The 21,726-nt window shown below is 44.1% G+C and carries 18 protein-coding genes; 8 read left to right on the top strand and 10 right to left on the bottom strand.

The features are described from left to right. Window positions 1-6 precede the first annotated feature (6 nt). A complete protein-coding gene (locus MASE_RS01315) occupies window positions 7-1,161 on the bottom strand; it encodes a Gfo/Idh/MocA family protein (RefSeq protein ID WP_014947961.1) in 1,155 nt (384 codons plus the stop codon). Between the two features lie 376 nt (window positions 1,162-1,537). Here MASE_RS01315 and MASE_RS01310 point away from each other — a divergent pair, with 376 nt between their 5' ends. From MASE_RS01310 to MASE_RS01300, 3 genes are all read left to right on the top strand, one after another. Next, window positions 1,538-2,542 carry a LacI family DNA-binding transcriptional regulator gene (locus MASE_RS01310; RefSeq protein WP_012516940.1) on the top strand — a complete coding sequence of 335 codons (1,005 nt, stop codon included), beginning with the start codon at window positions 1,538-1,540 and terminating at the stop codon, window positions 2,540-2,542. Window positions 2,543-2,596: 54 nt separating this feature from the next. After that, window positions 2,597-3,535, top strand: coding sequence for a sugar phosphate isomerase/epimerase family protein (locus MASE_RS01305; protein ID WP_014947960.1), 939 nt, complete (start codon window positions 2,597-2,599; stop codon window positions 3,533-3,535). Between the two features lie 64 nt (window positions 3,536-3,599). Further along, a complete protein-coding gene (locus MASE_RS01300; RefSeq protein ID WP_014947959.1) occupies window positions 3,600-3,923 on the top strand; it encodes a DUF3392 family protein in 324 nt (107 codons plus the stop codon). 18 nt (window positions 3,924-3,941) lie between these two features. Here MASE_RS01300 and MASE_RS20165 read toward each other — a convergent pair whose 3' ends face one another. Together MASE_RS20165 and MASE_RS20160 are read right to left on the bottom strand one after the other, a co-directional pair. Next, a complete protein-coding gene (locus tag MASE_RS20165; protein ID WP_232362797.1) occupies window positions 3,942-5,975 on the bottom strand; it encodes a hybrid sensor histidine kinase/response regulator transcription factor in 2,034 nt (677 codons plus the stop codon). Continuing rightward, complete coding sequence (locus MASE_RS20160; protein WP_232362796.1) at window positions 5,957-7,783, bottom strand: ligand-binding sensor domain-containing protein; 1,827 nt, start codon at window positions 7,781-7,783, stop codon at window positions 5,957-5,959. The genes MASE_RS20165 and MASE_RS20160 overlap by 19 nt, the downstream gene beginning before the upstream one ends. Before the next feature lie 77 nt (window positions 7,784-7,860). Here MASE_RS20160 and MASE_RS20020 point away from each other — a divergent pair, with 77 nt between their 5' ends. Then, window positions 7,861-8,016, top strand: a complete 156-nt coding sequence (locus tag MASE_RS20020; RefSeq protein ID WP_014947958.1) for a hypothetical protein — start codon at window positions 7,861-7,863, stop codon at window positions 8,014-8,016. Between the two features lie 3 nt (window positions 8,017-8,019). Here the strand turns inward: MASE_RS20020 and MASE_RS01290 are convergent, their stop codons facing one another. Beyond that, the gene (locus MASE_RS01290) at window positions 8,020-8,538 is read right to left on the bottom strand and encodes an HAD family hydrolase (RefSeq protein ID WP_014947957.1); all 519 of its coding nucleotides are present in this window, start codon (window positions 8,536-8,538) and stop codon (window positions 8,020-8,022) included. A gap of 281 nt (window positions 8,539-8,819) precedes the next feature. On the opposite strand from MASE_RS01290, the gene MASE_RS01285 reads away from it, so the two are divergent. After that, window positions 8,820-9,713, top strand: a complete 894-nt coding sequence (locus MASE_RS01285) for a DMT family transporter (protein ID WP_014947956.1) — start codon at window positions 8,820-8,822, stop codon at window positions 9,711-9,713. 159 nt (window positions 9,714-9,872) lie between these two features. Then, entirely contained in the window at window positions 9,873-11,672 is a 1,800-nt protein-coding gene (locus MASE_RS01280; protein WP_014947955.1) for a GGDEF domain-containing protein, read from the top strand. Window positions 11,673-11,742: 70 nt separating this feature from the next. Here the strand turns inward: MASE_RS01280 and MASE_RS01275 are convergent, their stop codons facing one another. The 3 genes from MASE_RS01275 to MASE_RS01265 form a co-directional block, all read right to left on the bottom strand. Beyond that, window positions 11,743-13,266 (bottom strand): trehalase family glycosidase, encoded by a 1,524-nt coding sequence (locus tag MASE_RS01275; RefSeq protein ID WP_014947954.1) that lies wholly within the window; start codon window positions 13,264-13,266, stop codon window positions 11,743-11,745. Between the two features lie 2 nt (window positions 13,267-13,268). Beyond that, a complete protein-coding gene (locus tag MASE_RS01270; RefSeq protein WP_232362795.1) occupies window positions 13,269-14,507 on the bottom strand; it encodes an MFS transporter in 1,239 nt (412 codons plus the stop codon). Between the two features lie 167 nt (window positions 14,508-14,674). Beyond that, the gene (locus MASE_RS01265) at window positions 14,675-15,709 is read right to left on the bottom strand and encodes a LacI family DNA-binding transcriptional regulator (protein ID WP_014947952.1); all 1,035 of its coding nucleotides are present in this window, start codon (window positions 15,707-15,709) and stop codon (window positions 14,675-14,677) included. A 306-nt stretch (window positions 15,710-16,015) separates the two neighbouring features. Here MASE_RS01265 and MASE_RS01260 point away from each other — a divergent pair, with 306 nt between their 5' ends. Both MASE_RS01260 and MASE_RS01255 read left to right on the top strand, forming a co-directional pair. Further along, window positions 16,016-18,274, top strand: coding sequence for a TonB-dependent receptor (locus MASE_RS01260; protein ID WP_014947951.1), 2,259 nt, complete (start codon window positions 16,016-16,018; stop codon window positions 18,272-18,274). A 280-nt stretch (window positions 18,275-18,554) separates the two neighbouring features. Further along, window positions 18,555-19,226, top strand: a complete 672-nt coding sequence (locus tag MASE_RS01255) for a haloacid dehalogenase type II (RefSeq protein ID WP_014947950.1) — start codon at window positions 18,555-18,557, stop codon at window positions 19,224-19,226. 133 nt (window positions 19,227-19,359) lie between these two features. On the opposite strand, the gene MASE_RS01250 is transcribed toward MASE_RS01255, so the two are convergent. The 3 genes from MASE_RS01250 to cheD all read right to left on the bottom strand — a co-directional run bounded on the left by MASE_RS01250 (window position 19,360) and on the right by cheD (window position 21,718). Next, window positions 19,360-19,620, bottom strand: coding sequence for a hypothetical protein (locus MASE_RS01250; RefSeq protein WP_014947949.1), 261 nt, complete (start codon window positions 19,618-19,620; stop codon window positions 19,360-19,362). A 431-nt stretch (window positions 19,621-20,051) separates the two neighbouring features. Then, on the bottom strand, window positions 20,052-21,098 hold the full coding sequence (locus tag MASE_RS01245; RefSeq protein ID WP_014947948.1) for a protein-glutamate methylesterase/protein-glutamine glutaminase: 1,047 nt from the start codon (window positions 21,096-21,098) through the stop codon (window positions 20,052-20,054). A gap of 2 nt (window positions 21,099-21,100) precedes the next feature. Beyond that, entirely contained in the window at window positions 21,101-21,718 is a 618-nt protein-coding gene (gene cheD, locus MASE_RS01240; RefSeq protein WP_014947947.1) for a chemoreceptor glutamine deamidase CheD, read from the bottom strand. Window positions 21,719-21,726 lie beyond the last annotated feature (8 nt).

Below are 21,726 nucleotides of genomic sequence, written 5' to 3'. Positions count from 1 at the left end.
ATTGCATTACTGCGTTCCTTCCTGACTGACCGACTCCCATTTGGTGTCGCTGTCAGTACTGGCAAGCATGGCATCTATAAATACCATTCCGCGTATGCCTGAATTTATTCCTGGAACGCCATCAGCTTTGCCTTTTTGATTCGCGCGTACCGCTTTAGCAAAATCGGTATACAAGTTTGCCATTGCTTCTAAGTAACCCTCTGGGTGGCCAGCTGGAACACGGCAACGTGCAGATGCAGCATCACATAACCCAACTTGACCTTGGCCGGCTCTAAACACTTGATAAGGGGCATCAACAGGGCGATAGATAACGGAGTTTGGCTCCATTTGACGCCACTCTAAACCGCCCTTGTCACCGTAGACGCGGATCTTCAACGCGTTTTCTTCACCAGCACAAACCTGTGAAGCAATCAACACGCCTGAAGCACCCTTCTTAGTTTTAATAAGCGCGGCGCCGTCGTCATCTAATCGGCGTCCTTCAACATGCGTATCTAACTCGCCACAAAGCGAGGTAACACTGTCGTTTAATACAAACTCAACAAGTCCAAAGGCATGAGTGCCGATGTCGCCCATTGCGCCCGTTGCGCCAGAAATTGCTGGATCGGTACGCCACTGCGCTTGCTTATTGTGCGTTTCTTCTTCGCCAGACAACCAGCCCTGCGGATACTCAACATACACTTTTCGAATTTTGCCCAGCTTACCGCTTTCAACGAGATGACGTGCTTGCCAAACCATAGGATAACCAAGGTAGGTATGAGCCAAGCCGTATAGCGATTCACTGGCGTGAATAACATCTTGAAGCTCTTTTACTTCTGCAAAGCTAACGCCTGCTGGTTTTTCACAGAAAACATGAAAGCCCGCCTTAATTGCGGCAAGTGAAATAGGTACGTGAAGATGATTAGGCGTTACGATAACCACAACCTGCATGCGCTGCTGCTCAGGTAATTTGGCTTCTTCTTCTAACATTGACTGCCAGCTATCGTATGTACGCGATGTTGATACGTTCAATGCAGCAGCAGTACGCGTATTATTTTCTTCGTTACGGCTAAATGCGCCACACACCAACTGGTAGTTCCCATCTAACCCTGCGGCATGACGATGCACGGCACCGATAAACGCGCCTTCCCCGCCTCCGATCATTCCCATTCGAATTGGTTGCATTGAAATTCCTCTGTGTGCAAACGCACTATTGGTGTTACTAATGCCACAAAATGTAACCCGTTACATTTTAATGGTCAATACAAAAAACAGCATTTTGTTAATCTAAAGTTTACAAATGGCGAGGTAATACTGGGGCTTTACTACCTTTAACCGCCTATTCCTGCACCAAATTTGAACATAACACTAGCTCAAATTTACATAAATCCTACAAATAACCTTTGACGTTTTAATGAAAGTGCGTATTCTTTTGCTTAAAATGAAAACGGTTACATATTAATTTCACGTAAATTTTGAATTCGCTACCATCGTATAGACCACACCTCTACTGGGTTAGGTTTACAATGCGCGAGTGAATTAACAAACAACAATAACGTAAATGGCAAATATTAGAGATGTAGCAGATAGTGCCGGCGTGTCGGTCGCTACCGTATCAAGAACATTGCAACAACCTGAGCGTGTTTCTCCTAAAACGCGCAATAAGGTGATGGCCGCTGTTCAGGCAGTTGGATATAAACCTAACTTAATGGCAGTTAAGTTTCGTTCGGGAAAAACGCACAATTTAGTGGTACTGGTGCCTACGGTAGCAAACGTATTTTTTGCCCGTGTTATTAGCGGTATGCAGGAAGCGGCAGCCGAACTGGGCTATTCCATTTTACTTGCCAATACGCTTGGTAATAGTGAAATAGAAAGCCATTACGCCAAGATGGTAAGTACTTCTCAGGCTGATGGGCTTATACAGTTACGTGCGCACAACCCATTTGATGCCACGATGATCAACGACAATGGCCTGCTTCCCATGGTGAATGCCTGTGAGGTGATTGACGATGGTCAATATCCTGTTGTGTCGTTAGACAACCGTGCTGCAGCCAAAGCAATGACCGAGCACTTAATTTCATTAGGCCATACCCGTATAGCCATGATCAAAGGACCTAATTCAAGTCCGCTTACCCAAGAACGCTTGGTTGGATATAAAGACGCATTAGCGCAAGCCAATATTGCCTTTGATGAGAGCTTGTTGTTCCCGGGGGATTTTACATTACAGGCCGGATACAACGCAGGGGAAACCATTAGTCACCTTGAAAGTAGACCCACCGCCGTATTTTGTGAGAACGACGAAACGGCTATTGGTGCCATGCAAGCCTTCAAGCAAGCCAACCTACATGTTCCCAATGACATATCGGTGGCAGGTTTCGATGACATTGCGTTTTCAGCATTTGTCGATCCACCGCTAACCACTATTGCCCAACCCGCAGAAGAATTTGGTAGAACGGCGGTTACGCTACTGGTGGACCTTCTTAACGGAAAAATTCGCAAGGCCCCCAAAGTTATTATGCCGTTTGAACTTATTGTGCGTGAGAGCACGGGCAAAGCTTTGGGTTAATTGATGATAGCAATGCGTCATCACCAATGTACCACTACAAAAAAGGAGCAAGCAGTGAATTTAAGTAAAACAAACTTAAGTAAGACAGCAATTTTAGACGCGGCCAGTAATATTGGCTCTGGCGTTTCAAGACGACAGTTCATTAAATATTCATCTGGTTTACTGGCGGCTATGAGCGCTCCTGCTGTTTTGGCGCACGGGCATGGTAGTGATAAAGGAGCTATGATGAAGGGCATGCACAAAAGTGCTGTTGGTCTGCAGCTTTACACGCTTAGAGATATTATGAAAGTAAGTGTGCCGGCTACGCTTAAACTGGTCGCTGATGTTGGTTATTCGGAAATGGAATTTGCAGGCTACTTTGACCACAGCGCAAAAAAAATTAAGCAACTGCTTGATGACAATGGCCTAACTGCGCCTTCGGCTCATATTCAGTTAGACGCGTTCGATACTAACCTGTCACAAATTTTAGATGACGCACAAACCGTTGGTCACAAGTACTTGGTAGTTCCTTGGCTTAGCGAAGCCCAACGTGGTACGGGCATTGCGCCATACCAAGCCCTTGCCGATAAGCTAAATACCATTGGTGAAGCGTGTAAGAAGGAAGGTATTACTCTTGCCTACCACAACCACGATTTTGAATTTGAAGTACGCGACGGTAAGACACCATTAGACGTGCTTATAACTCAGACCGACCCAGACCTTGTTGCCATGGAACTGGATTTATACTGGACGGTAAAAGCAGGTAAAAACCCCGTTGATTACTTTAAGCAGTACCCAGGCCGCTTTAAACTTTGGCATGTAAAAGATTTGGCTGAAGACGGCAGTTTTGCTGATGTGGGCACAGGCACCATTAACTTTAAAGAGATATTCGCGCACGGCAAGTTAGCCGGTATTGAACATAAATTTGTAGAGCGCGATCAGACCACCGACCGCATTGCCACTATTGAGCAAGGCTTTAAAGCAGTAAGCGCACTTAATAAAGGCGTTAGCTAACGCTTTTGACCTTACCGTGGTTATAATGGGCACACAGTAAAAACGTCATAATAGTAGTAATTTTATGAGTGAACTTTTCAGTGCCCTTTCTCGCGCCCTAAGCCCCTATTACACCGAAATGAGCATTATGCTTATGGCCACTATTTTAGTGGTGTACGGCGACCTGATTAACGGCCATGTAAAACGCATACTGGCACCTTACCATTTCACCATTCGCGTTAGTTTGTTTGTAGTGCTGTGTGCCTTTGGCTATGGCGCTCTAACCTTGTACGGCGCACCTTTTTTAAAACACACCCTAGCCTACTTGCCCTGGCAGTACCAAGGAGCAGGCTATGTGGCATCATTTCTATTGATTGGCTTTTTGGCGGAGAGACGTAGGTATATTTAGTTCTTTTAGATACTACCTTTACGCTACTGTTTTATTGTATTGCTCCACAAACTTTTTGGGTGGTAAGCTCATAACCTTTTTAAAGGACGTCGAAAAATAAGCTGCGGTGCCGAAGCCAACGTCTAGGCAGGTATCTAGAATGCTATTTCCCTCTAACAGTAACGGAATAGACTTTTCGATTCTGAAGCGTGAAAGAAACTCGCTGAAGTTGTATTCAAACAACTCTGACATTCTTCGGTTCAAACTTCTAGGACTTATCAATAACTGCGAGGCAGCTTGGTCTCTATTGAATGATTCATTGTGGTAGTTCTTTTCCAATACTGCGATAAAGTTCAAAAAGAACGCCATATCCTTTTCGTTATCAAACTCGGGGATTTTCAAGCATCCAAATTTAAATGCAGGCTCTTCGCTTTCCTCTTCCTCGCGCTCTTTTGCCTCTCTGACCGACAATAAATGCTCAACCCTAAGAGTAATTTCCTCTTTTGATGCAGGTTTTGCCAAAAAGTAGTCCACTTTTTCTTCTAGCGCTGATTTTTCTAATTCAGTTCCGGTTTCCGCAGTTAACATCAATATGGGAATACTGGCATAGCTTACATTACCGCGAATTTCTCTTATTAAACTCAGCCCGTCCATTTCGTGCATCATTTGATCTGTGATAACTAGATCGACAAGGTAATGCTGCATAACGTCTAACGCCTGCACACCATTTCGCGCAACTAAACAGCGATATTTGCTAGAAAACAAATCAAATAGATAAGAGCGGAACTCTCTGCTGTCATCAACTATTAATAGTGATTTCTTGTTCGATTTGGCATTTGCGGGTGACAATTTTTCAGCATGCGAATTTACATACTCAATGTCATCAATGGGTAACGTTACGGTAACTTTAGTTCCAATGCCTTTTTGACTCTCTAACGCAATGTCGCCCTGGTTCAGTTCAACTAAGGTTTTCACCATTGCTAAGCCAACACCATGACCTTCATGCTCACTGCTCCCTTTAGTGAATCGCTCGAATACTTTTTTGTGAAAGTGCTCATCAATTCCTTCTCCGTCATCACTAACGATAACTTTAAGCACTTTACTATCTTGTATAGCGGCTACTTTTATTGTGCCAAGTTCTGGTGTGAACTTAATTGCATTTTGAATTAGATTTGCCAGGATTTTCTCTAAGCTGTCGTTAATGAGCGAAATTTCTTTTTTCCCTTTAATACGTAACTCTAAATTCTGCCGCTTCTGCTTGGCTAATGGCTCTAGCGATAGGACGATAAACTTTATGTTATCTGACGAGTAGGATCTGTAGTAGTCGGCTGCCGCCAAGGCTTTAGGGACATCTTGACTCATTTGATTAATCAACTGTTCGACCCTTTTCATATTGTCCTGAACACATATCAGTTCTTTGCTCGCTGCATGAGCTGTTTTGGATATGCCTTCTAACGATCCATTGATGAGCTGAATTGGGGTGCGAAGTTCGTGGGTGATTTCGTTAATGAAACGCTCTTTGCTGCGAAGCATCTTTTCAAATTTAGAGTGCCCATCGGTTATTTCATAGCGGGTAAGATGGTTGTAGAGTTTAGTAGTTTTGAATTTGTTATATAGCCTGCCTAAAACCCCTATTCTCCACAAACTCAAAACCCCAGCCAATATAAATAAATATATAGTAAAGCCGATATAAGAAGCCCAAATAGGTGGATCTATATCAAAACTAATTGTCAGTTCATTTGTAGTACTTTTATCTGCTGGAACACGGACTCTAAGAGTATGCACACCAACGTTCATATCACTTAATGTTAAATTCATTACAGGTTTATTGTGAGAAACCCAAGCGTCATCATCTAATTTAAATTCAATACTGCTGCTTTCATTGTAGAAATCACTGACGATAAAGTTGAATGTTACTTCCTTAAAGCTACTTTTAAACTTGAAGTCAAAGTCCTCAGGAAAATATGTGATATGTCGTCCTTCTCCATCTCCCCATTGAACATAACTAAGAATAGTAGACATCTCCCCAATTGAATTTGCATTGAAACTCTCAATTAACTTTTCTTCATCCAACAGGTAACTATATTTATCCCCTTAACTAGCACTTTTTCACCAAGCGCTTCAAGGCTCTTATACTCAAAGTCTGTATCGAAGAGTCCATAACGAATACCCACTTTAGAAGCTGAGTTGCTTATATTGGGCTTAACAAACAGGCCCATGTTAGACGCTACCCAGAGATTTTTCCCTTCGGTAACCATGGCACCTCTAATGAACCTTAGTTTCTCTAGGCCCAATATCGTGGAAGAGCTAACTTTTCCATTTTTCTTGTTGATTTCTTTTAGTCCAGCACCTGATGTACATACCAAATAGTTTTCTTGGAACTCTATTAAACATTGAAGCCCGAACCAGCCACCTTCTTTAGAGGTAACAGTACGCCAGTTGAATTTGGACAATTGAAAATGAACGTCATCAAATTCATCAATCGCAACGATTTCTCCACCACTCAACAAAGAGCTGAAGACCACTTTTTTAGGGGCTTTAATTGTGTCACGTATGGTGTTGTTAGCGATATAGTAGTAATTGGCATCGAGTCCATCATCAAAGTAGAAATAAAAGGCATTTTTGCCGGCTTCTATATAATGGGAAAACTCGCTATTGCAGAGAACAGAAGGGTCTATTTCATTGAGACGTATAAAAGTTCTTTCCTGCCAAGAGGTACAAAACTCTGCCTTGTCTTTATCCAAATGAGTATTGACTAACTCCCCACTCTTCTCGTTTAACTGAAAGAGACCTTTTTCAGTTCGAACTATAGTTCCGTTTTCATTTATTGATGTCTTTTGAATGTTTTCCCTTACAACGCTCCCATTAAATGACACTAGGTTTGTCACTAGCTTTGTTTTAGGTAATGAAACTAAGCCTAATTGTGAGGAGGCGATAAGGATGGAATTGTAGGGGTCTATAGCTATTTTGGTTACTGACCTTATCGCTTCAGACGTCAATATAGGATTCATGAAAGGGGGAGCCGATAGTTTTTCATCTTCTAGCAGTAAAAGGCGACCGTCGGAAACCCAGATCACCCCATCTTCACCTTTAACCACATCTTGGATGTAGGTGCCACTAATTCCCTCGGTTGGAACGAAGCGCTCGTTACTTCCTAATATGTACACCCCTTGTGGACCGCCGATATATAATTCATCATCAATTACTTTAATAAACGTTGCATTTGATAGTAATGGTAGCTTGCTACTCAATTTAAATTCTTGCAGATTATCTAATGCCCCTTCAATTGAAAGATAGCCCTTATTAGATGCTACATACGCATTGTGATTGTTTGCAAAAAGCGAGTAAGTGCCGTTTAACTTGAAAGATTCTAATTTGGAATTTAGGCTTGTCGATTGCCCTGTAGTTCTATCTACTGCAATGACATCGTCAATGACTGAGAAATATAAATGACTAGATGTCATTGCCATAGTCCAAATAGAACTCGACCATTCACGATCACTAAATACTTGCTGCGAGTTTTTATTTTCTAGATTAACTTTAAAAACACCAACTCCATATTCAACAACCCATAGGTCCGTTCCATTCAGTTGAATATCAGAGATAACCCCTGTGGCGTGATTAGAAGTGTTGAAGTCTAATTTCTCAGACTCGTGTCCAATAACTTCAAACACCCCGTTTTCTGCCGCTACATAAACTACTTTGTTTGAAACCTCTAAGTCTCGAATTACACCTGATGGAATTCCATCAAATGATGTCCTCCCCTCTAAGTTAATACCGATAGCATGGCTCAATTTTGGAATAACTAAGAAAAAAATAAGAAATATTGGGACACAAGTATGGATTTTCTGTCGATAAGGACAAACTGTCTCAGTAAACATGTCTTACATCCCTGTTTAATTATTACTTTATGTGTGCTCATTCGAGCTTGAGAATCAAAAAACAAAAAGGAAAAGACATGAATATCGAACAAAAAACAAACATGCAAGAGCTTGCCGAGGCAGAGTATACTAAAGTATATGCTGGAACTAATGCACCAACGTTGGAAATAGACTTTTACGTTATATTACCAATTGGGCCTATCAAGCCAAAGAAACCAGATGTAAATAGTTAATACCTAAACCAAAAACCACTTCATCCCAGCATTTTCGGCGGCTTGCTGGTCATAAATAAAGTCGCCTACATACAGGCAGTCTTCAGGTTGAAGCTGCCATGTGTTCGCCACCATCAATAATGCGGTTGGGTCGGGCTTGGCAGGGGCATCTTCGCGGGTTAGCACGTAGTCGATGGGTATGTCGTTATTGGCTACCTTAATTGCGGTGGCTTGTCGGCAGTTGCGGGTAACTATTGCCATGGGGAGCTTGTGTGCCTGCACCTTTTCAACCATGGCTTTGCCAATGGGTAACCACTTAGCATTTTGCGCATCGTCAAGTTCGTGCTGCAATATAGCTCGGTGTGCACTCGCTTGGGCTTCGGCGCAGCTAAGGGCATCTACAAAGGTAAGTATATCTTCGTTTTGTGGGCAGCCTACGTCGGCGCGCATTTGCGTGAAGTTAAGGCTAGACTCTACCAAGGTGCCGTCTAAATCGAATATTACACCTTTAATACCGGTTAAATTCATCTGCTCAACGCTCACGCTTTTCTCCTCCTTTTACTTCACTGTTATTCTTAAAGTTCGGTTAACGCCCACTTAATTAAGTACAGCGCTTAATTTAATCACGAATCTTACCACCAACATAATGCCACGAATGCCTTTAGCCTTCTGTTACGTTTGCTTAAGGCTTCAATATATTTAGTTAAAAACTACTGATGTGATTTAAGTTTACCCCGCCCACACCTTGCATTAGCATAGCCGCTCTTTTTGGCAAGCTACTTATTTGCCCCAGCGTTTTTGGGCAAAGTTTTAACAGGTAATTTATGGGTGTTTTTGCTGCGCTAGGTACAGCGCTTTGTTGGGCAATTGCTGCGCGTTTATTCCGTGGAACGGGTAACGCATTTTCGCCGCTTACCATGAACTTTTGGAAGGGGCTTATTTCTATTGCCATTTTGGCAGTGGTTTTAGTAGTGGTTCAGCCAACGGGGCTTAGTACTCATGCTATTTTGTGGCTATTGCTTAGCGGGCTTATTGGTATAGGCATTGGCGATACCTGCTTTTTTAAAGCCTTACAAAGCATTGGCGATAGCCAAGCGGTGTTGGTCGCCGAAACCCTTGCGCCTTTATTCACTGCCCTTTTTGCTATGGCTTTTATTGGCGAATGGATTACCTGGCAGCAGTGGGTTGGCGTTGCAGTAGTACTGTTTTCGGTAGATATGGTTATAAAGGTACGCAAACGCAGCACTACACACGTGTTTGCAACCAGTGGCTATTTGTATGGTGTGGGCGCGGCGTTATGTCAGGCGGTTGGTGCCGTAGTTAGCCGCGACATTTTAAGTGCCGGTGAAATTGACGCTGCCAGCGCTGCGTTCTTACGATTAGTTGGCGGTATGATCTTTGTGGTGCCATTTATAGCCATAACCAAAACGCGCTACATGCCCGTTATTAACTACCAAAGCAACAGTGGAAAACGTGTATGGCCTGCTTTTGTGTTAGCCACGTTACTTGGCACTACTGCCGCTATTTACCTACAAATGTTTGCATTCGCTTATGCGAAAGCGGCCGTGGTTCAAACCCTTATTGCTACAAGCGCATTAATGTCGCTAGGGGTTGCATGGGTACTTGGTGAACGGGCGACTAAAGCAACTATTGTATGGTCTGCCGTTGCCTTGGTTGGAGTAGCTATATTGGTTAGTTTTGGTTCGCCTACCCATTAGCAATGTAGGGTAAATACCTAACACATGCTTATATAGCCCAACGTTTTAGAGAATAGTAGACGCATTAAGATACAAAAAATACGTAACTTTTAGGTGCCCCGTGTAGTAGTTCTGGGCTCAAATCGATATTATGAAGAAAAAACAAAAACGTTATTTCTCATGTTTCAAAGGTTATCTTTAACAGTATTCTCTTTTTTGAGCGTTGCGCTAACTTCTTTTGGCGCGTTGGCAAACGACAACATTGATGCCGTTATCGAAAAGGTACGCACGCCTTCGTATGATTGCCCTAATCAGTCTCTACTTCCAGAACTTGAAGACACACTTGCGCTTGAGTCACTTACATCACAACAACGTTTTGCCTTAACCGTAGCCAAAGGGCAGTTTTTAATTTGCCGTGGTAAGTACGAAGAAGCTGAAACTATGCTGCTTAAAGCCATTATGCAAAGCAATATTGATGAAAGCTCTTATGCGTTTGCATCGGCTATTTATCAAATTGGCTTTTCTTATGACGCCAGAGAAAACCCTGCACGCTGTAAGTACTACCAACAAGCCCAAGAACTATCATCGCCCGAGCGCCACAGCGATATTTTTACCAGCTCTTCTTTAGGCCTAATTAACTACTGTTCAGAAACCACTTCACCTGAAATAAGATTAGGTAAGATGTTTGGTGTGCTTAAGCGTTATTCAAACGACGGCAGCCCCGGTGAGTTAGCGCATATTCACAACGCAATTGGTTTACTATATGGCGATTTAGAGCAACATGCCTTAGCAGCAGAGCAATATCTAAAAGCACATGAAATGGGCTTGCTTGTATATGAAGGCAGTAATAAGGTAAGTATTCTTATTAGTGCTATTGTATCGCTGTTAAGTAGCGGCCAAACCGACAGAGCCTATCAGGGCATTTTAGAACTAGGTGTACTTAATAGCGAAATAGACACACCGCTAACCAACTTCTTGTATCAGTATGCACTGTCTATTTACTATAGAAAAACAGAAAACTACAACCGACTTACCTACACCCTTCCCGATTTAGAAAAAGCGTCTTCGAACATCTCGAGTTCGTTAGGCGAACTTCTTGTTAACTGGCACAAAGCTGAGATTTGCTTACATGACAACGATCTCACCTGCATTAAGCAGTATATATCAGGTATTGAAGCGTTAAATGATGACGCGATACCGCCGGTCTTTCGTTCAAATTTGGATTACCTTAGCTTCAACGTATCCATGTATATCGCACTGCAGGACTTAGCTAAGGCGAAAGAAGCGCACGAGATTTATTCTAAAGAAGTGACTAAGCGCCGTGAAGTTACTCAAGACTCGGCCTTAATTATTGGTGCAGCTAACTTGTATACCCGCATTTATGATTTGGAATCTGCGATTGAACAAGCGGAACAGCAACGAAAGAACACGCTGTATACCGCTATTGTTATTTTTCTTCTGGTAAGTGGTATTACTGGCTACGTACTTCGTAGAAAGCACCTTGCTCGCAAAGCCATCGATCCCGTTACCCTGCTGCTTAATGCGAATTCGGCGATAGCCCGCATTAACAAGCTTGATGCGCCGAAAAAAGGCCGGGCCATTGCCATTGCTATATTCGACATTAGCAACCTGCGTGAAATAACGCGGAAAATGGGGTCAACAAAAGGTGATTTAGTATTACGACAAATTGCACAAACGCTTCAAAATGTTACCCGCGGTAACGATATTCTAGGGCGATTTGGTACCGAGCAATTTATTTTATGTCTGCACAATATTGAAGAACGAAGTGCGCGACAGTTTTTCGACCGCGTACAGAGCGCGTTAGACAATACCTTTGAAAACGATGCCACTTCCGACCATATCGTGGTTGAGTCGCAGATGAGCGTATTTATTGCTAACGAGAAAATTACTGGGCTAAACGACATACTCGATGATATTGCCATGTCGATTGATATGGGTAACCGCTCAGGCGACAATTAATATCTACACAATCAAAAACGCGCGGCCCGTTGTTAAGGTACCGCGCGTTTTTGTTTTAACCGAAGCGTGTTTACTGGTTCAGATATGTCTGAAAACGGGTATACACGCCATTGGTCCACCCGAAACCTAGCTGTACGTCGTATTCACCGCCACCTGCTTTTATATCCGGTTCGCACACATTGTACTTTTCAAGTAGCACACCGCTTGATGCAAAGTGACGCTCAATGGTTTTACAAAAGCGCAGCATGATGGTTTGAGCCTGCATTTCAAACCCATAGTTGCGCAGCCCTTCAACGGCAAACAGTTGAAGCGGTGCCCAGCCATTTGGCGCATCCCATTGTTGCGACGTAGCGTTTGAAGTAGTTACCACGCCACCTTCTTTTAGCAAGGTATTCATTACCGCGGCGCGCACTCCCTCTGCCTGTTGTTCATTTGCAATACCAACGAACAACGGCACACACATAGCCGCTGACACTACATCGGTTTGAGTTTGTGTGGGGAAGTGATAGTCAAAATAGCCCGCCTTTTCAGCATTAAACAAATAGGTGTTTATTGCGTTAATTCTCGCTGTAGATGCCTCACTGTAGCGCGCTTGCTCGGCACCTTTAGTCACGCTTGCCAGAGTTTGTTCAAGCGTTACTAAAAGCGCATTTAAATCTACGGGAATAATTTCAGTTGTACGAATACTTGCTAGTGAATTGGGATTAGCTAGCCAGCGCGAACTAAAGTCCCAACCCGATTCGCAAGCCGCGCGAACATGCTGGTAAAACTGACTTTTGTCAGCGCCTATGTGCTCTGCTGTTTCTATGTCTTCTCGATAAGACTCAGGGCGAGGCGTAGGCTCGGTGTCGAAGTAACGATTAAGTGTAGCGCCACACGGCATGGTAACCGTGCGCAGTTGTGCTACGCCCTTCTGTGACGCGTTCTCGCCCGCTTCATTCATCCAAAACTGGTATTCTTTCTTTAAGCCCCAGATAACGTATTCTTTTTGCTGGTCGCTTAGTGCGTCTTTAAGCAAATTATAAAACAACGCCAAAATAGGAGGCTGACTGCGAGAGTAGTAATAGGCGCGGTTGCCATTAGGAATGCAGCCTACTTCATTTAAAATATCTACAAAGTTCACCAACATGTTAATTGCCATGTCGGTGCGCCCCGCGTCAATTAGACCTAACGCGGTAAAATATGTATCCCAGTAATAGATTTCGCGAAAGCGTCCACCCGGCACTATGTATGGGCGGGTAAGCGCTATTAAGCTGTCTTTCTGCTCAGTGTCGGGGGTACGCGTTAGCACCTGCCACATATGCTCAATATAATCGGCTACATTTTCAAACTTGGTTTGCGATGTTGCGCTAATCATTTCTGGAATATCGAAATGGGTATTAACAAACGTAGCTAAGTCTACTGCTTCGCCGCTTTTCTCAGCATCTAAACACGCTTGTTCATAAGCCGCTAAAACGGTATTGAGATCGGTTATAACAATAGCGTCAGCGAAGGTTTTGCTGTCTGGGAATAGCTGTGCCATTTGCACATGTTTAAACAGGTCGCTGGCAAAAAACGACAAGCTGTCGCGCCAGTTGTGTGAAGAAGAACTCATAGTTACTGCGCACCTTTAGGCGATAGAGAAGAAGACGCTCGTTTAAAGAAGAATAGGGTTACCACTAATGCACCGATTGGAATAAGCGATAGATAAAATGCTTGTTGGCCCCCTACTGCGTCGAAAATAAACCCAGTCACGATAGAACCTGTGGTTCCCCCAAGAGCCGAAAATACAACAATTAGCCCTGTCATAGGTGCATGTTGATGTTGAGGGAGCGCGCTTAGCATTACCGAGTTTAATACAGGGTAAATAGGCGCCATCATCAATCCAATTAATGGAATAAGGAACGCAGCTATTGGTGCATCAGCCCAGCTGGCTATTGTGCTGTCAGCCACGTTTTCGGCAAGCGGTAAGCTTAGTAGCATTACCGTAGCCATACCCGCCAAACAGATATTTAAGAAGGGATACCAGTTCATTCGCGTAAGTACTGCGCCCGCAGTTAAGCGCCCAACGGCCAGCGCTATCGCAAAGATACTGGTTATTTGAATGCTGACTTGAGTAGGTAAGCCCAGCACCTCTTTGTTAAAAGTTGGCAGCCACGAACCTATGCCCTGCTCTATTAACACGTATAAGAAAATAGAGAAGATAAACACCAGCACTAAAGGCTTATACGCCAATTTCAGCATGCTGAAGAACTCGCTTGCAAGGCCTTCTGATTGCGCTTTTTCCACAGGCTTTATAGGAGCCAATGCCACAACGATTAACGTAAAACCAACCAGCGCAGCTAGTAAGTAGTAAACGTTCAGCCAAGATAAAGAAGCATCGTTATTGGGGTCGATAAACCCAGCGAACACCCAGTAGCCAGACAACACGCCCAACATAAAAATACCTTCAATGGTGTTCATTAACGATGAGTGCGCTTTAGTGGTAGACGACAGCTGCCCAATAATGGCGTACACCGACACTTTCACTAGCGCAAATGCAGTACCTATGCAGGCAAACAACACTTTAATGAACCAGAAACTTGCGATAGAAGGCGTCAGCGCACAGGCAACGGCCACTAATGCTAACCCAAGTAACATTGAAAGCTTGTAGCCAACTCTTGGAATGGAGCTGGCCACTAGGAACGAGACAATAGCAATAGAGAGATCTTTAAAGCCTTCTAATGTGCTTGCCTCTGGCTTACTAATGTCGAAGCTATTGATCGATTGCAGAATAACAGTACCCACACTGTTAAGTAGTATGGCAAATACGTAGTAGCTAATGGCAACGGCTGCAATGACCATGAATCGGGACATGTGTAAACACTCTGTTAACTGAATTATGCAGGAGTGTAGTCGTAAGAAAATAAAAATGCAAACGTTTGCAAAACGCTTTTATTTTTTCGTTAGAGCTTAATATCGTCACCCTGTTACCGTTAAATAATAGCGTTTATGCGTTAAAAAGCTGATAAAAAAGCGAAATATTAGTCGCTGTGCTGCGTAGAGCGACGGGCAATTAAGGTTGTTTCCACTACCTGGCTTTCTGTAGGTTTGTTTTCAAACTGGTTTAATAGCTGCGTAACCATCTCTATTGCGGCTTGCTGAGTATTCTGACGCACCGTTGTTAACGACGGGTGCATAAGTTCAGCTAAAGAAATATCGTCGTAACCCACAATGCCTACATCGCTTGGAATACCTACATAGCGCTCTTTTAACGCTTTTAACGCGCCTAATGCCACCATATCACTTACACAAACGATCCCGTCGAAATCTAACCCATTCGCCTTTATACGCTCGTTAATGTATTGGTATGCTGCTTTCGACGTAATATCGATGGCGCAGGTGCACTGCGTGTCGATTGGCACATTTGCATCGCGGTGGGCTTGCGAATATCCCTTGTGACGTTCCTGCATTTCCGCGTGTTCAGAGTCTCCAAGAAACAAGATGCGTTTGGCGCCGTGACTCAGCAAATGCTGGGTTGCCGTATAGCCACCCAGATAGTTGTCGCCGCCAATAATGGGATATGGCGCGTCTGTTTTTGCATCGCCCCACACTACAATGGGAATGCCCGACTGTGCTGCTCGGTCGATTTTGGCCGTAGATTTGCCTTGCCCAATGACAATAATGCCGTCGGCACGCTGGCTGCGAATAAAGTAGTTCGCCCAATCGTCAGATGCCATAAATGAGTTAGACAGCAGTAGCTCGTAGCCTTTGGCATTTAGCGCCTGATTTAGCTCTCCCACCAGCTTAAGCAGGAATGGGTCTGTGGTGCTTTGTTCGGTGTTGTCGATTAGATTTAGAATCACCGCTATCACGTGAGTTTTCTGCGTTCTTAAGCGGCTAGCGGCCGCGTTAATACTAAAATTGTGCTCTTTAGCTAGTGCCTGAATTCTGCTTCGGGTTTCCTGCTTAATAAGCGGGTTGTCTTTCAGTGCCCGTGATGCTGTCGATGTTGATACACCAGCAATATCAGCCAGCTTCGCTAAGGTGAGTTTTGTTTCAGAAACCAATGTGACCATTCTCTAATAATTTTCGGTATACCGGGTTACCCGTGATAGCACTACAAAATAAAAGCGTAAAACCGCTACCTAAACCGGATAAATCGTCGACTCTACAGCCGAATTCACAATATAGCGCGAATCGTCTTGGCGTAAAACCATGTTAACAACAATAAACAAAAAATTTGCAAACGATTGCATTTTATTCTTGCAATCGTTTGCAAACACATCTATTTTGTTTCGCAATCGTGATGCGTATAACAATTTTTAAACCTGTTTAACGCATTCAGTTAACAACGCAATAGAACATTTTCGGGAGCACACACCATGAAAACGTTGTTTACAAAAGGAATGCTGGCGAGTGCAGTAGCGGTAGCACTAACGCAGCCTGCCATGGCACAAGAAGACGTAAAACAACAAGCGAAAGACAACGCAGAGATCATTGTTGTCAGCGGTACGCCAGGCGGCGCAGGGATTAGAAAGATTGACGCAAGCTTCGCGGTAACCAACATCGACGCTAGCGACATTGAAAAATTGGCACCTAAGTCTACGGCCGATTTGTTTAAGGCCATTCCAGGTGTTTGGGTTGAAAGCTCAGGCGGTGAGTCTGGCGCGAACGTATTTGTGCGTGGTTTTCCAGGTGGTGGCGATGCGCCGTTCTTAACGATTGCGCTTGAGAACTCTCCTATCTACCCTGCACCTACGCTATCTTTCCTTGAGAACTCTCAGCTGTTTCGCATAGACGATACCATTGAAATGGTTGAAGGTTTACGCGGTGGTCCAAACCCAGTAGTAAGCAACGGTCAACCAGGTCTTACAACAAACTTCCGCCTTAAACGTGGTGGCGAGTCGACAGAAGCGTCAGCGAAGTACACCATCTCTGACTACGGCCTAAACCGTATTGACGTGGTTGCAAGCGGCGCACTAGATGACGACTTGTACTACATGGTAGGTGGCTACATTAAGAGCTCAGAAGGTATTCGTGATGCCGGCTTTAACTCTGAGCAGGGTAACCAGTTCACCGTTAACATCACTAAAGTTTTCGAAAAAGGCGAGCTTAACCTTTATACCCGTCAAACTGACGATCGCGGTACTTGGTACTTACCTACACCTTTAAACGTTGAAGGTATCGACGCAAACTATACGCAAATTGGTCCATTGAATCGCCAAGGCACCATTACGTATGGCCCTAACGATACCACTGAGTCATTCGACTTTGGCGAAGGTCGTGGATGGGACGGTCACGTAAGTGGCGGTAGCATTAAGCTTGACTTAGGCAACGACTGGCAGCTAGTTGACCGCTTTAACCTTACCAAAGGTGAAGCCAATACTTTTGGTCTTGTACCGAATGGTTCTGCAACTACCGTCGCAAATGTTGCCGACAATGGCGAATCAGCCACTGGTGCAGTAACTGGCACAGTGTATGACGGTGATACGCCTATTCAGCAAATCGGCCGTTGGGTAGTACTTAAAGATATTGAAGCTTTCACTAACGACCTTGCTGTGTCGAAAAGCTGGGAAGACTTCGATACATCATTTGGTATTTACAGTGCATCAACCAAAGCTAATGACTGGTGGAGCATTGGTAACACGGCTTACCACGTGTTGCAGCCAGGCGGCGAATTGTTAGACGGGATCGAATGTAACACTGACGCACAAGGCTGCGATTGGAACTACGACATCAGCTCTGTAGGTGATGCAAGCACGTTCGCACTTTATGCAACGGGTACGTGGTACGCAACCACAGACCTGAGCATCGACTTAGGGCTACGCCGTGAAAATCACGAAGTGAACTATTCGGTAGATGAAGATCTTGACGGCAAAATAACTAAAGCGCTTGAGTACGACGAAACCAAAACGTCGTGGACAGTGGGCGCAAACTACGCGCTTAATGACACCAGCGGTGTATTCGTTCGCATGAACCGAGGCTATAAAATGCCTTATTTCGACGACTTCAGAGACAACTGGGGTGCCTACACTGGCGGTAACGACTTGATTCAAGAAGTTACTCAAGGCGAGCTTGGCTATAAGTTCATGAATGACAGCATCCAGTTCTTTGCAACTGCATTCGCAAACGAAGTAAAAGGCGATACGTTTGTACGCCGTCCGGGCGCACCGGCTGAAATTCTTACCAACGAAGCTTACGGTATAGAACTTGACGGTCGCTATAGCCACGATTCAGGCTTCTCGTTGAGCGTGAACGGAACTATTCAGGAAACTGAAATTACTGCCAGCGCCAATAACGAAGGCAATGAATCTCAGCGTCAGCCTGGTTGGCAAGTACGTGTAACACCAAGCTACGGCTTCGATATCGGCGATATGTATGCCACGGTATACGGTACATTATCAGCGGTTGATGATCGCTTTGGTAACAACGAAAACACAGTTGTACTAGAGGGATACGAGAAGATTGATGTAGGTCTAACGCTAGAGCCAACTGAATCACTTCGTCTTCAGTTCTCTGTTGATAACCTGACCGACGAACAAGGTATTACCGAGGGTGACCCGCGCAACCCAGATTCACCAAACGGCCGCTACATTATGCCTCGTAGCATGAAGCTTAGCGTTTCTTACTTGTTCTTCTAAGAACAAAAAGCGCAACACCTAAAAATAAAGCCGGCCTTAGTGCCGGCTTTTTGTTGTTCGTTTCTCTCAATATATTTCGTTCAAGGTTTATGAGGCTATTGCTGCCTTTTCTTGCCCCCCTTTCTTGTTAGATTCTTCTTATATCCTGTCAGCGTTAATTCATCGACATTGGTCGTAATGTGCTTTAGCAAAACCAATTCTGTTTTACAGTGGTATAAGCAACGAACAAGCTAAAAACGAAACGTACCGTTTACTATCATCAACTATAGGAAGGTGAATCGTGACGCCAAAGGTTATTTTCTTCGATATTAATGAAACACTACTAGACATGCAGGCCATAAAAACAGGCTTAGCGTCGGTGCTAAACGGCGATGAGACACTGGTAGACTTATGGTTTGCTAACTTATTGCATCACAGTTTAGTGGATGTTGCGTCTGGACAGTTTCACGATTTCATTGATATTGGAGCCGCAGCGCTTACCATGGTAGCTCACAGTAAGGATATATCTGTTGATGAGGCTACCGCAAAAGATATCATCAAACAGCATATTACCCGATTGCCAGCGCACGACGATGTTGTTCCTACATTAAAGGCGCTTCAAAGTGCTGGTGTAACCTTGGTCGCCCTTTCAAACTCATCTAAAGCCGGACTAGACGCACAGCTTGAGTTTGCCAATATTAAGCCCTATTTTTCCCATGTATTAAGTGTGGAAAGTGTACGTACCTACAAACCACATGCTGCGGTTTATCACTGGGCCTGTCAGCAGGCTAACGTAAAGAACGAAGATGCCATGATGGTGGCGGCTCATGGTTGGGATGTAAGTGGTGCTAAGGCGACAGGTATGCAAACCGCATTCGTAGAACGCTCGGGGAAAATGATGTACCCGTTAGGTCTTGCTCCCGATCACAGCATTGCTTCGCTTACTGCGCTTATCGAAATGATAAGTTCGTAACGTGTTCTGTGTGAGGGCACAACGACCTCACTGTGCCTGACCGCTATAAATCTAGCGTAGTTGCAAAATAGTTAGGCGCAAACAAAAAAGTCTTACCGAAGTAAGACTTTTTTCAAATCGAAATACAAAACAATTAAACTTTTGCTAGCTCGGGCTGGTTTGGCTTAAAACCTTGTGTGCTGCAAGAATTGCGTTTCGTTTCTAGTGCGCTTAATTGACGCTTAAGCCATGACTTCTGAATACCTGACTTAGCTGCGTCCATTTCAGTGCTTACGCGAGTGATTTCTTTTCCGACGTTCACGCATGCTTTCTTATTCGGTTCAAAGCCGCCATTAGCCAAAACAGAAGAAGAAAACATTAAAGCTGATACTGCTATAAGCGTTTGCTGTTTCATAAGAGTCCCCAACTACTCGTTATAATCCCGGGTTAGTGTCATACCGTAAGAATGAGCATATATTTGCTCTCAAATCTGTAAGGAATATAGCAGGCCTTTTATTCTAGTTAGGTACTACAAAACATACGCAGTAATAAAACTTTGCCTACCTTGTTCTTGCTAACGCACATAAGCCATTGTCTTTTATATTATTATGTCGACAATGATTTACCTTACCATTCCACTTACGTATCGATTTTTATATTTTTACGCACTAAATAGTGAGCCTATCCATAGTATCGGCTACAGCAACAGCATTCTGCAGCAGCATTACTCACTATTAAGCGTTGCTATTAAAACACCTTAGCTTTTCTGGAACAAGAAAAGTTATAACAATCCTTTTACAGGTTTTAGGACAGAAATTGCATTCTGTAAGTATTTACTCACTATACTTACAAGCGACTACCTGCCGAGAGCTTTTCTACGGTTTGCATAACACTTCTGCCCATATCATCTAGGCTTATTACGCGCTTAGCGGCGCCCTTTTCTATGGCTACTTTGGGCATACCAAAAACTATACAACTAGCTTCGTCCTGACAAAATGTTTCGCAGCCCGCGTTAAACATTTCGTGAAGGCCGCTTGCGCCGTCGCTACCCATGCCCGTAAGTAAAACGCCTAACGCATTGCTACCAGCACTTTTACAGATAGAATTAAATAACACATCCACCGAGGGCTTGTGACCCGATACGCGCGCGCCATCGGTCAATCTAATCCGGTAATCAGCCCCGCTTCTTTCAATTTCCATGTGTTTATCGCCAGGTGCAAGGTAGGCTTGGCCTGGTAGTAAACGTTCTCCGCCTTTCGCTTCTTTGACCTGCATTTGGCACACGGCATCTAGTCGTTTAGCGTAAGTCGAAGTAAACCCTGCTGGCATGTGTTGTGTGATCACGGTGGCAGGAGCGTTCGCCGGAAAGGTACGTAACACCTCTTTTATGGCTTCTGTCCCTCCGGTCGAGGCACCAATTGCAATGATTTTCTCAGTACCCGAATAATTGACTTTGCTCACGGTAGACACTTTCGAAGGCGCTGATTTTTTTACTTTAGAGCGCGCAGCCGTACGTATTTTCTCAACAATCAACTGGTGATAGTCTGCCATGCCTTGCGCCACACCTATTTTGGGCTTTGCAACAAAGTCGATAGCTCCTAACTCCAAGGACCTCAGCGTAGCATCAGCGCCTTTTTCGGTTAACGTAGAAATCATGACTACAGGCGTCGGTCTCGCATTCATCAGTACTTCTAGAAAGCGTAATCCGTCCACTTTAGGCATTTCTATATCAAGTGTAATAACATCTGGCGACTTTTCTAGAACCAGCTTTTTTGCCACGAAAGCATCGGGAGCAGCACCCACTAATGCCATGTCTGGCTCACTTTTTATAATCTCACTTAGAATTTGCCGGATCAGTGCCGAGTCATCTACCACCAAAACTTTTATCGTCATTGTTAGTCCTCGAAGATATCTACGCTACCGGTAGGTGCACGTCTTGACAGTTCCCACCGATGCTGACTTTCTCTTTCAATAATTGTGGCGTTATTAAGCTCGTGAATTCGCTTCATAAAGACATTGCCGTTGCTTGGAAAAAAGTAAACCTTGCGCGCGTAAACATCACATAAGTCACTGGCCAATATCGGTATGCCTTCCGTGCTTAAAAAGTCTGTTACGAATTCTGCGTTGAACTTCCCAACATCGTGCTGCACGAAGGACGGCACCACTTTTCCACCACCAAACACTTTTGCTTTTATTCGGGCTTTATTGGCACCGGCTTTCACTAAGTCGTTGATAAGAATTTCCATGGCATGCACGCCGTATTTGGCAGCCATACCTTGTGTTTTTTCGAACTCACTGGCAGTTTTATTTACTGTAGGCAACATAAAGTGATTCATGCCGCCAATGCCCGTTTCAGGGTCGTATAAACATGCCGCCACACACGAGCCCAATACCGTTACCAACATTTTATCTTGTGTTGTTACGAAGTATTGTCCAGGTAATAGCTTTACTGCGTCGATAGAAAAACGTTTGTCGTAATAGCTAATAGGTACTTCGAAATTACAAGATTCCACACGTGCTC

The organism is Alteromonas macleodii ATCC 27126 (assembly GCF_000172635.2).
Taxonomy (GTDB): domain Bacteria; phylum Pseudomonadota; class Gammaproteobacteria; order Enterobacterales; family Alteromonadaceae; genus Alteromonas; species Alteromonas macleodii.
This window is presented reverse-complemented; position numbering and strand designations above follow the sequence as displayed.